This window comes from Photobacterium sp. OFAV2-7 (assembly GCF_022347985.1).
Classification (GTDB): Bacteria; Pseudomonadota; Gammaproteobacteria; order Enterobacterales; family Vibrionaceae; genus Photobacterium.
On record NZ_JAKRFQ010000068.1, the window covers coordinates 1 to 11,251 of the forward strand.

Sequence of the window (11,251 nt, forward strand, 5' to 3'; positions counted from 1 at the left end):
CTATTTCATTGAATATCACTCTTCAGACATAGAAAAACTAACCAAAATAAGAAATAGCATGGCTGAAAATGACTCAGCTCTCGTACTTCCTATTTTTAACAATAATGTCATCACTCACTTATTCATGGTTTCAAAAAAGAATGAGGGAGGCATTTTCAGTCAGGAAGAAATTAGTGCCCTTCAACTGGTGCTCGAGCAATCAAACAAGTTTATTTATGCCGAGGATGAAATACGCAAATCCCAGCTACTCGCTGGATCTATTGCTCATGAAATGAAGAATCCATTATCAAAAATTCAATACCATTTTGAACGTATTGATGCCGACCTGTTTGATTTAGATACCTCATCTCTGGTGCCTTATGCATCATCGGAGATGAAGACCCTTTACCAAAATATCTGTGAGGTAAAAAGTGCCGTTCAGCTTGGTTCTAAATTTATTGAAGTCATACTGAACGAACTTCAAGGCGGCAGGATCAGCCCCGATTCATTCCGACTCTTTTCTGCCCGTGAGCTGATAAGACAATCCCTCAATGACTACAATTTTGAGCACGCCAGCTCAAGACACCTTATCTCACTGGATCCACACACTGACTTCATTTTCAAAGGCGATGACACCCTTTACAGTTTCATTATTTTTAACTTGCTGAACAATAGCTTACATTACATCTCTGAATATCCTGAAATGAAGATAAGCATCAGGCTAAGTACAGGTGATCGTCATAATAAAGTCATCTTTACTGATACTGGCCCCGGAATAAATGCGTCCCGGCTACCCTATATTTTCGACGAAATGTACACCTCAGGTAAGAATAATGGCAACGGCCTGGGTCTGGCATACTGCCAGCGTGTCATGACAGCGTTTGGCGGCAATATCTCATGCCGCTCTGAAGCTGGGAAGTTTACCGAGTTTACCCTTAGTTTTCCGACCATAAACTCGGCCTACGATAGGGAGACCGTTCAGCGCTTCAAACGGGCACTAAAGGGAAAATATTGCTTACTGGTCGGTGAGTTTTCATCAAGCCTGAAACTAACGGTATTGCTGTACGAACTGAATATCAAGATCACCAAAGTCGAATCGATAAAAGAAATGATGCACATACTGTCATTTCGGCATTTTGATTTTGTATTTATTAATGAAGATATCACTCGACAGTCAGCCAATGCGATCAAGTCTATCCGCTGCGGAGAACTCGGCTCCATCGCCCAAATTACTCCCATTATCAGCTGTACTAATAATGGTTCGACAGCCAAGTCTTATGAAGGGACAGATAACCTCATTCAAGGCGTCATCGACACTCGGGAAGAGGAACTGCTGATCAGCCTTCAGCATATTATCGAAAATGGTCAGCTAAAACCCTTGGGTAACCTGATTGGAAAAAAAGTGCTGGTTGTCGACGACATGCTGGTAAATCGTTTGCTGATCAAAGGCTATCTTGAAAATGAAGGCATCATTTGCTTCCAGGCTGAAAACGGCAAAAAAGCTGTCGAGATAGTTATGGCAGAAGAGATTGACTTCATCCTGATGGATATTCGGATGCCGGTTATGGACGGGTTCGAAGCCACTAAAGAAATCCGCAAGATTTCCCCCTCCACTCCTATCGTAGCGCTTACCGGCGAGTACGGGGAAGATGTAGCAACAACCATAACGCTTACGATGGAAGATCATCTGACCAAGCCGATCACCAAAAAGCGCCTGTTGCAAAAAATCAACAAGCATCTCAAAGATACCCCGCTCTCGTTACGCAATACACGCCTCTATTATTCAGCCATGTAACGACTGTAAATGCGGCTACAGGTCAACCGTTACAAATGTTAGAATGCGCACGTTTATCCCTCTGTTATCGCCTCCCGCAATAACAGTGTTTATTAATCATCTACCTGAGATTCAACATGCCATTCTCCAAGCTTGGATTAAGCGATCCGATTGTAAAAGCTGTAACCGAACTCGGCTACAAGACACCTACGCCTATTCAAGAGAAAGCAATTCCAGTCATCATGACGGGCAAGGACCTTCTGGCAGCGGCCCAGACGGGTACAGGCAAAACCGCTAGTTTTGTACTGCCGATCATCCAAATGCTGAGTGAAGAGCAGCGCCAGGTTCGTCGCAAGCGTATTCGCGCATTGATCCTTGTACCCACCCGAGAACTGGCAGTGCAGGTTGAGGAAAATATTTCCCAGTACAGTAAACACCTTTCGCTCTCTTCGCTGGCTATGTACGGTGGCGTAGATTCCAAACAGCAGAAACAACAGCTGATAGAAGGTGTCGATATCCTGGTTGCAACGCCGGGCAGGCTACTGGATATGTACAGCCAGCGTGCGGTGCACTTTGATGAGCTCGACGTGCTGGTGCTGGATGAAGCCGATCGTATGCTCGACATGGGCTTTATTGACGATATCAACAAGATTGTTGAGCGCTTGCCGCTGGAGCGTCAAAACTTGTTGTTCTCTGCCACGCTATCCAAGCAGGTTCGTATCTTGGCCAAAACGGCCATCAATAACCCGGTCGAGATTTCGGTGACGCCAGATAGCTCGGCCAAGCCAAAAATCGACCAATGGCTGGTCACGGTCGACAAAGACAAAAAATCAGCCCTGCTAAGCCATCTGATCAAAGAAAACCAGTGGGAACAGGCACTCATCTTTATCGAGACCAAGCATGGTGCCGCAAAGCTGGTCAGCCAGCTCGAAAAACGCGGAATCAAAGCCGAGTCGTTCCACAGCGGCCGGAGCCAGGAAGTGCGTACAAAACTTCTGGCTGATTTCAAATCGGGCAAGCTTAACTTACTCGTGGCAACAGGTGTGGCCGCTCGCGGTATTGATATCGATAATCTACAGCGCGTTATTAACTATGACTTGCCATATCCTGCGGATGACTACGTCCACCGTATTGGCCGTACCGGCCGAGCCGGAGCGTCTGGTGAGGCAATCTCGCTTGTTTCGAAAGATGACTTTAAAAATCTATGCATGATCGAAAGTCGCCTCGGACACCTGATCACCCGAAAAGAAATTGAAGGGTTTGCACCAAGAAAAGAAGTCCCTGTATCGATTCTGAATTACGTGCCCAAAAGCAGGCAGAACAAAGGCCGTCACAGCTCCAACAACAAGCCAGCCACCAATCGGGCCAAGCAGAAAAGTCATCAGGAAGGAAAAAAATAGTTGCCTAGTATCTGGTGAGAGTTGGCAGAGCTGCCAACCCTGAGCCCTACGCTCGCATCATCATGAGCGAGCGTAGGATCATTAAGTAGTTAAGCTCTTAGCTGATCATCACATTGGCAATCATTGCCGACAATACACTGACCAGCGTTGAACCATATAGCAGACGCAGGCCAAAGCGTGCCACCATGTTACCCTTTTCTTCGTTTACCCCTTTAACCGCACCGGCAATAATACCGATAGAGCTGAAGTTGGCAAAAGAAACCAGGAAGATAGACAAGGTACCCACGGTTTGAGCCGACAGACCCGCCATCTTGTCCTGCAGTGCCATCATTGCAACGAACTCGTTAGAAACCAGCTTGGTTGCCATAATGCTGCCAGCTTGCAATGCTTCGCCAGTAGGGATGCCCATTAGCCATGCGACCGGATAGAACAGGTAGCCAATCGTATCCTGGAAACTGATACCAAATGCCCAGGTGAAGGCCTGGTTCACCATGGCAATCAGGGAAATAAAGCCAATCAGCATCGCTGCGACAATCACGGCCACCTTAAAACCGGTCAGGATATATTCACCCAGCATTTCGAAGAACGTCAGTTTCTCTTCACTGCCGCTTTTAACCAATTCATCAAAGTCCATTTCAGCATGATGATCATAAGGGTTAATCATCGAGAGAATAATAAAGGTGCTGAACATATTAAGGATCAGAGCCGCAACCACGTATTTTGGCTCAATCAACTGCATGTAAGAGCCAACAATTGACATCGACACGGTAGACATTGCCGTTGCTGCCAATGTGTACATACGACGCTCTGACATCTTGCTTAGAATATCTTTATAGGTAATAAAGTTCTCCGACTGGCCAACCATCAAGGCACTAATGGCGTTGAAAGATTCCAGCTTGCCCATACCATTTACTTTAGAAAGCACCAGACCGATAAACTGAATAACAACCGGCAGCACCTTAATATGCTGAAGAATACCGATCAGTGCCGAAATGAATACGATCGGCATAAGCACATGCATGAAGAAGTCAAACTGGCCGACATTCACCAGCCCGCTAAAGACGAAGTTAGTTCCTTCCGCGGCAAAGGCCATCAGGCTTTTAAAGCCATCTGAAAATTTCGTGACAATACCGGTACCGGCAGTTGAACCAAGAAGGAAATATGCAAGCCCCAGCTCAATGACAAGCAACTGAATGATATAACGAACCTTGATGCTCTTTCTGTCTTTGCTGACAACCAATGCTAATACGGCCACAACAACGAGGCCCAAAATAAAATGCAAGTAAGACATGAAACGTACTCTTTGGTGATGTATTTCAAATAATGCGTGAATGCTCCACTATTTGTTGCATCAATAAAGTGATTTACATCTCATTTTGCATCCCTGTCTATTTATTCATCTATATGAATAGAAAGCGAAAGAATATCCACATAGCCCACAAGGAATAAAAACAACGAAAATACGGGCTTCGGAGGGATATTTAAGCCGTTTTGGAGAAAGCAATTATCAATTTTGAAATCTGAACACCATAAAATGCGTTGTACAAAATACCGCCAAGTTTGCATGAAAACTGATATCTGAGAAAGCAAAAGGCGCTGCTCATGAGCAACGCCTGTTAATAAAGTCGTTAAGGCTGAGCCGAAGATGGGCTACTCAAACTGATCAATAAAGACTTTCAGTGCATCCAAATCCACAACCTGAATTTCAGCACCGTCTTTAACCACCAGCCCTTTGTCAATCAGCTCCTTCACGGCACGTCGGTAAACCCGGCTAGAGGTCCCAAACCGCTCGGCCTCCTGGCCTGCCTTGTCAAACGATCCCAACATCACATTCTCTCGCTGGCGATGCCAGAGATCATAAGCAATATTGTAGGTAATCGGATGCAACAGTCGATAAGTGTAGATATCCAGTGAATCCTGATAATCATTGGCCAGCGCACTGGCAAAGAACAAGGTAAACTCCGGACGTTCAAGCAACAAATCGGCCACCGATTTCAGGCAGATCACATCGACTTCAAGCTGTTCCTCAGCAACCACACTCCACTGGCATGAAGTGTCGGTAAACAACTCCATTTCACCAAAGACATGGTAATCGCAATCGACCTCGCCAAGCTGAAAACGCCGGCCATTTACGGCGGAGATATTCATCGATACCCGACCGACCGATGCCAGGTATAAATGGTCGACGACCTGCCCCTGACGCAAAATCTCCTCACCAGCCTGATAATATCTACTGTGGAGCTGACACTGATAAAAAGCCTGACGGAACTCTTGGTACAAGGTATTCAGGTGTTGGGTAAAGCGGCCTGTTTGGTAAGGTTTTAGTTGCATAAGACAATAACAGCAGCCTGAAAGTCATCAAATCCTAGCGAAAGCTTGCATGTAGCACAAGAATCTCATAACAACACAGATCACATAAAGCCCAGCATCAGCCGGGCTTCGTTTCATTAAGTTACAAAAACTAGTCTATCACTAGGGCTGGGTTGTGAGCGCGTAGAGAGCCGCTTTGGCCGCCATGCTCTCGCCAGCCATCATGATGTCATCGGCACTGACATACTGATTAACACCATCCTGAACATCCTGCTGATACAAAACGACATTATTCAGAATCGATGCGACCTGAAGCCCGCGCAGACGCCCTACGGTAAACAGTGCCGAAGTTTCCATATCGGCACCTAACACCCCATATTTGTTCCAGTATTGGCACAGCTCATCTTCACCATCGGTATAGAAACTGTCGTGTGATCTGACCACACCGGCATGGGAAGGATATCGCTGTTGTTTAAGATAAGTATCCATTCCAGCTACCAACTGATGACTGGCAACCGCCGGGAACTCGCTAGCCACATATGCCTTGGAGCCCCCCTCGTCGCGAACCGCCGCTTCTGCAACTATCAGCTCACCAAGACCAATATTGGCCTGCAGGGCACCGGCCGAGCCGACACGAACCATATACCTTGCGCCGCATTGCGCCAGCTCTTCAAGGGCAATAATGGCTGACGGCGCGCCAATACCGGTACTGCACACAGTAATCCTCTGGCCTTGGTAGAGCCCGCTCATCACTCGATACTCACGGTTATCAGCCAGCAACTCGGCTTGTTCAAGCAAGGCTGCGATACGATTCACCCGATCCGGCTCACCACATACGATGACTTTTTCTGACACCTGCTCGGCACTGACTGCGATATGAGGCTGTTTACTCATGCTACTGCCTCTTTCTCAGTGGTAAGTTGCTTGGCCTGATTTTGCTTGGCCGTTTTCATCCACGCACGAGTACCGTTGGCTGCAATAAACAGCAGAATTGCGTACTCAATCGACAGTGCGTATACGCCCTGCGCAGCATAGATACCGACACTGATCACGTTGATCACGACCCACAGCATCCAGTTTTCTACATATTTACGGGTCATCAGGATTTGTGCCACAACAGACAATACTGTCATTGTCGCATCCCAGAACGGGAATGCATCCGGTTCAAGTGTCGGGCGCGCCAAGTCGGCACCGAACAGGTTCAGGCCATCAACGGTAATGTTAGCCAGTGCAAAGAAGAATGGATCGATGTAGACAGTCATCAAACCAATTGCTACCACGCTGATTGCAGCGGTTATTGCCAGCTTTTGCTTGCTCAGCCAGCGTACTTCCAGCATGTCGCCAGAGTCCGACGTCGGCCTTGTCCAGGCGTACCAGCCGTACAGGTTGGCGCAGAAGAAGAAAAACTGAAGAAGCAGGATCCCGTACAGCTGGATCTGATAGAAAATAATCGCAAACAAGGTCACGTTGATCAGACCAAATACATAGTTGATCGTTTTTTCCTGGCTTGCATACCAAATACACAGCAAACCAAATACCGTACCCACCGCTTCAATCCACGACATCGCGTAACCACCGCCGATGGGTATGTTCACTAAGGTATTATTAATATCGAACCAAGCTACAAAGTCCATCCTGTTATCCTTCTAAAGTATTTTTGCTTGGCGATATTGTAAGAAAACCCCCACCAAGGCAACGAGGACATTTGTCCCTTCGAGTTTGGTGAGGGTCATAATTTGGCACAAATTAGACAACATCCAGGCCTAGTGAAGCGATCCCTGCGCATGAAGTGTGATTTTATCTAGCAAGTTGTACTGCTTATCGAACCTTGCCGCATGATAGTTCTCGCCATCATCGAAGCGAACCAAGTAATACAGCGGATCGGCCAGCAACTGCAATGACATTTTGTGATAGTCGAACCCTTCAAGCGGCAACGGGATCAAGCTGTAATCAGGGTAAGAGATCAGATAAACCTGACTACTGGCAGCAATCGCATAACCGTAGAACAACTTATGCCGGTTTTCCGATACCTGCATAAATGCCAGCTCGCCCACCGATGCCGGAACCGAAACAGCTTCTACCTGCAAGACATTATCTGCGCGGCGTAGATTGAAAATACGGTTGTTACTATCCTTTATAAAATAGCCCCAATCAAACGGCTTCATGTTCGTTGTCTTCCCCCATACCTTGCTGATCGGGAAAGTCACACCAGAGGCCAATAACTGCTGATTGAGCTCATCGGTTAACTGACGGTTCGGCTCTGCCGTTTCAGCCTCATAAACCACCAGACTATCAACCTTAACCGCAAATGCCTGCTCCGGAAACGGAATCGCCCCTTTATGGCTAATGGGATTAAATAACGGATACAAAGCAACGTCGGGATCAAGCAGCTTACCCGGATCATACTGCAAACTCATACGGGCGTTACGGATTGCTCTCTTATCAAAAGACCGACCATCGAGTGTCACAGGCAACTTGCCCTGAATATCCAAATTCTTCCAATAGACAAAAGGCAATGCAGCTTCAAACTCCGACTTGCTCAGCTCAGCCTGCTCCGTGCCATAAGAAAACTGATGTCCGCTTCCGTTTTGTTGATAAACAAACTGCTCTAATACCGGAGAGTAAAAGACATAATAATCATCATGCGATGAGGCCAACTCACCTCGCAACCGGGCAGATAAATCTATCACCAGCATAACAACCAGCGCCGCAACGATGACTCGGCATACCACGTTAGTTAATCGCCTTGTCTTAATACTCAGAAAACTATCTGCCACCAGCAATATCATCCCTGGTATTACCAGCAGCCATAGTAGATCACTTATTCCGTGGTATTCCCGAAACAATCCCACTGTCGCTAACGCTGCTATCACTGCCTTTCCGATCTTATACCGCCAGTGGCTTTCTACGATACAAGCTGTCAGGCCGAGATAAATGGCAAGCGCCGGCAGTTGGCCAAATAACATATCCTTGAAGCCAACCAGTGCAATATCAACCGGGTATAAACCAGCAAATGCAGTCAGTGCCAGCACTGCCAGCAGGCCGTTGACAAACACAACCATCAGGCTGCCAGCCAGTAAATGTCTGGCGATAACCTGGCCAAGCGGGATAGGTAAATGCGCCAGAATCCGAACCCTCTTGCCCACCACTTCTGGTACAAACTGGCAAACAGCCGTGATGGCTCCTACCAAAACAAAACCATCCAGCACCCAGGAGTAAGGCTTGTCACCGAGGTGGGTAAAGCGATACCACATCATGGATTCTGGCTCTATTGCCGCAAACTGCCCAGTAAGATTAAGCCAGAAATAACCTGCAACAACGAGCATCGCCGAGGAAAGGACCAGGCTATACCACTTCAACTTAAACCATTCTTTTTGATAAATAGCGCAGATAGCCATCAGTATTTCCCTACAAATCCCAGAAAACGTTCTTCAAAGGTCAAGGCCTCTTCCCTAAGTGGGATCCCTAGTACCTGCTCTAAAGTATCCAGTGGCTCAAACGAATAAAGATAAGCTTTCTCCCTGAACTTTTCCCGACGGTGAATAAGCTGAGACTCAGGAAAACCATTCTCGGCCTCTGTGCTATAGCAGCGAAAATGCTGATTAAAGTTTGCCATGCTGCTTTGGTAGACCTGTGTTGTTCTGTCTACGATCGCGATTTGATCCACCAGATTTTCCAAATCATTCATAACATGGGTAGTGATCAGCACCGTTTTTGCTGTGCCATGCAGGTAGTCACCCAGGTAATCGACAAACAACCTGCGATACCCCGCATCCAGCCCCATCGAATAATCATCAAGGATCAACAAATCGGCATCCTGCGCCAGCAGTAAACCAAGCACAACCTGTGATTTTTGGCCAAAAGAGAGAGAAGAAAGAGACTGCTTGAGGCTAACATCCATCAGCGCAATCAAATCGTAGAAATAGCGTTTCTGCCACTTGGGATAAAATGAAGAAAAGAACTGCTCGACCTGCTCAATGCTCATCGCATCGTAACTAATAAAACCTTCGTACAGCAGCGCGATTCTTGCCCGGGTTTGAGCCGACAACTGGTTGGCAGACTCGCCAAATACCAGACACTCCCCACGCTGCGGTTTGAGGTAGCCCATCAGCAAGTTGATGAGGGTAGACTTACCAACTCCATTTTTGCCCAACAAACCGAAGATAGTGCCAGGCTCGATATCCAGATTCAGACCTTCATAAATGGCCTTGTCGCCATAGCTATGGTGCAAGTCAGCGATAGAAATCACGGCATCAGTATTTGGGTTATTCCCCATGCGAACTACTCCGTAATATCCTGACCATCAATATGAACGATATGCCCCTCTCCGGCATTAAGGACAACCGAGTAACGGCCTAACGGTTTCTTAAAGTAGACCTCACCGTACTCATCCATTTTCGTTTCCATGACGGCGTTACCATTTTGCTCAATGCGAAACTCAACACCTTCGGCACTGGCACCATCACTAAAGCCACCTTCGCAGCTAATAAAACCATTCCCTTCATCGTAGCAGGCCATTAATGCCGTATGGGCCTGAACCGTGCCAGTCATTAACAAGACAAAAAGTGGCAGAAATAGTCGGTAATAATGCACGTGATACCCCTCACTCAATCGATAAACAACAGACAACCTTCACCAAAGGTGACCATGGTATAGATTAAGTGATAACGATTACCATTCTTATGATTAATATCAACAACACTACAAATGGCGTTATTTTCCCTTACCAATTAAAGCCAACATTAATCTTGTTAAAAACGCCTTAATTAATAACCACAAAGGCTAGATAGAGGCGAAAGAAAAGGCTGCGCACCAGGCGCAGCCTTCGTTACTCGATAGCAATCCGTTTATGGGCGAGCCCGGTATGGCAATGAATACAGGTTTCCCCCCGGCTCTCCATCAGTTCATGATTTAGCCTGGCTCGCTGAGGCTGCTTGCTCAAATCGAAGTTGTCACCAACATGACAATGTCGGCAAGCCTCAGAGTCATTGGCCAGCATATCGTCCCAGACCATTTTAGCCAGCCTGGGTCTGTGTTCTTCAAAATTCTCCTTGGTTATGGTGCCCTTTATCATGTGATAGATATCAGCCGTGGCGGCGATCTTCACTTTCATCTTGTCGATGAAGCCATGGGGGACATGACAATCGGCACATGTAGCCAATACCTCATCATCACTGACATAATGGGACGAGGCCTTATATTCCTGGACAATAGTATCCATGCTGAGGTGGCAGCTAAAACAGAATGCATTCTGATTGGACGCAACCATCACACCCTGAAATGCACCTATGGCCAGAACAGCCAGGAAAATACCAATCGGTATTCCCCATAACAGCGGTTTTTTGAGCCATCGCCACAAGCGTTGCGTCCGAGATAGTTCTTCTCCCATCGTTCCTCACTTAGGAGACAGGCCGGATAAACCGGCCTCCCCGGATAGTTATTCCTTGCTTTCGCTTAGGTAACGGGCCTTAAATTCGGCCTGTGCTTTCTTACGGGCCTCTTTCACCGACTCAGGCTCTTTGCCGGTAAACCAGGCATGCTCTGGTCTATCCAGAATTTCCTGCAGTACGGCACGGGCGCGATCTGCTCCCTCTTTGTTGCCGCCATGCTCGGCTTCCTCAACAATTTCAAGATATTGTGGAACCATTTCGATATAGAAACGCTCTGCCACTTCATACATACCATGCCACTGGACATAATCAGGTGCCTGCATGGCTGCACCATGGCGGGCACGTCGACCTTCGTGGTGCCACAGATAGAACCAGGTCCACTCAATTTCTTCATCAAA

General features: G+C 47.1%; 10 protein-coding genes and 1 pseudogene. 2 read left to right on the forward strand and 9 right to left on the reverse strand.

Annotation, left to right across the window (positions count from 1 at the left end; all coding sequences use genetic code 11):
• Positions 1–1,774: response regulator (locus MHN01_RS06765; RefSeq protein WP_239410618.1), on the forward strand; the 1,774-nt coding region annotated here is incomplete at its 5' end.
• A gap of 116 nt (positions 1,775–1,890) precedes the next feature.
• Positions 1,891–3,153, forward strand: coding sequence for a DEAD/DEAH box helicase (locus tag MHN01_RS06770; protein WP_239410619.1), 1,263 nt, complete (start codon positions 1,891–1,893; stop codon positions 3,151–3,153).
• A gap of 97 nt (positions 3,154–3,250) precedes the next feature.
• Here MHN01_RS06770 and MHN01_RS06775 read toward each other — a convergent pair whose 3' ends face one another.
• From MHN01_RS06775 to MHN01_RS06815, 9 genes and pseudogenes are all read right to left on the reverse strand, one after another.
• A complete protein-coding gene (locus MHN01_RS06775) occupies positions 3,251–4,444 on the reverse strand; it encodes a NupC/NupG family nucleoside CNT transporter (protein ID WP_239410620.1) in 1,194 nt (397 codons plus the stop codon).
• Positions 4,445–4,803: 359 nt separating this feature from the next.
• On the reverse strand, positions 4,804–5,484 hold the full coding sequence (locus MHN01_RS06780; protein WP_239410621.1) for a Crp/Fnr family transcriptional regulator: 681 nt from the start codon (positions 5,482–5,484) through the stop codon (positions 4,804–4,806).
• A 141-nt stretch (positions 5,485–5,625) separates the two neighbouring features.
• On the reverse strand, positions 5,626–6,357 hold the full coding sequence (locus tag MHN01_RS06785) for a nucleoside phosphorylase (protein ID WP_239410622.1): 732 nt from the start codon (positions 6,355–6,357) through the stop codon (positions 5,626–5,628).
• A complete protein-coding gene (gene pnuC / locus MHN01_RS06790; protein ID WP_239410623.1) occupies positions 6,354–7,097 on the reverse strand; it encodes a nicotinamide riboside transporter PnuC in 744 nt (247 codons plus the stop codon). The genes MHN01_RS06785 and pnuC overlap by 4 nt, the downstream gene beginning before the upstream one ends.
• A 129-nt stretch (positions 7,098–7,226) precedes the next feature.
• Positions 7,227–8,861, reverse strand: coding sequence for a DUF4857 domain-containing protein (locus MHN01_RS06795; RefSeq protein WP_239410624.1), 1,635 nt, complete (start codon positions 8,859–8,861; stop codon positions 7,227–7,229).
• Positions 8,861–9,739: an ABC transporter ATP-binding protein gene (locus MHN01_RS06800; protein ID WP_239410625.1), complete on the reverse strand. Its 879-nt coding sequence runs from the start codon at positions 9,737–9,739 to the stop codon at positions 8,861–8,863. Before MHN01_RS06800 ends, MHN01_RS06795 begins: the two co-directional genes overlap by 1 nt.
• Positions 9,740–9,744: 5 nt before the next feature.
• Entirely contained in the window at positions 9,745–10,056 is a 312-nt protein-coding gene (locus tag MHN01_RS06805; protein WP_239410626.1) for a hypothetical protein, read from the reverse strand.
• Positions 10,057–10,291: 235 nt separating this feature from the next.
• Positions 10,292–10,852: a NapC/NirT family cytochrome c gene (locus tag MHN01_RS06810; RefSeq protein WP_239410627.1), complete on the reverse strand. Its 561-nt coding sequence runs from the start codon at positions 10,850–10,852 to the stop codon at positions 10,292–10,294.
• A gap of 48 nt (positions 10,853–10,900) precedes the next feature.
• Positions 10,901–11,251, reverse strand: a pseudogene (locus MHN01_RS06815) (hydroxylamine oxidoreductase); the annotation flags it as partial.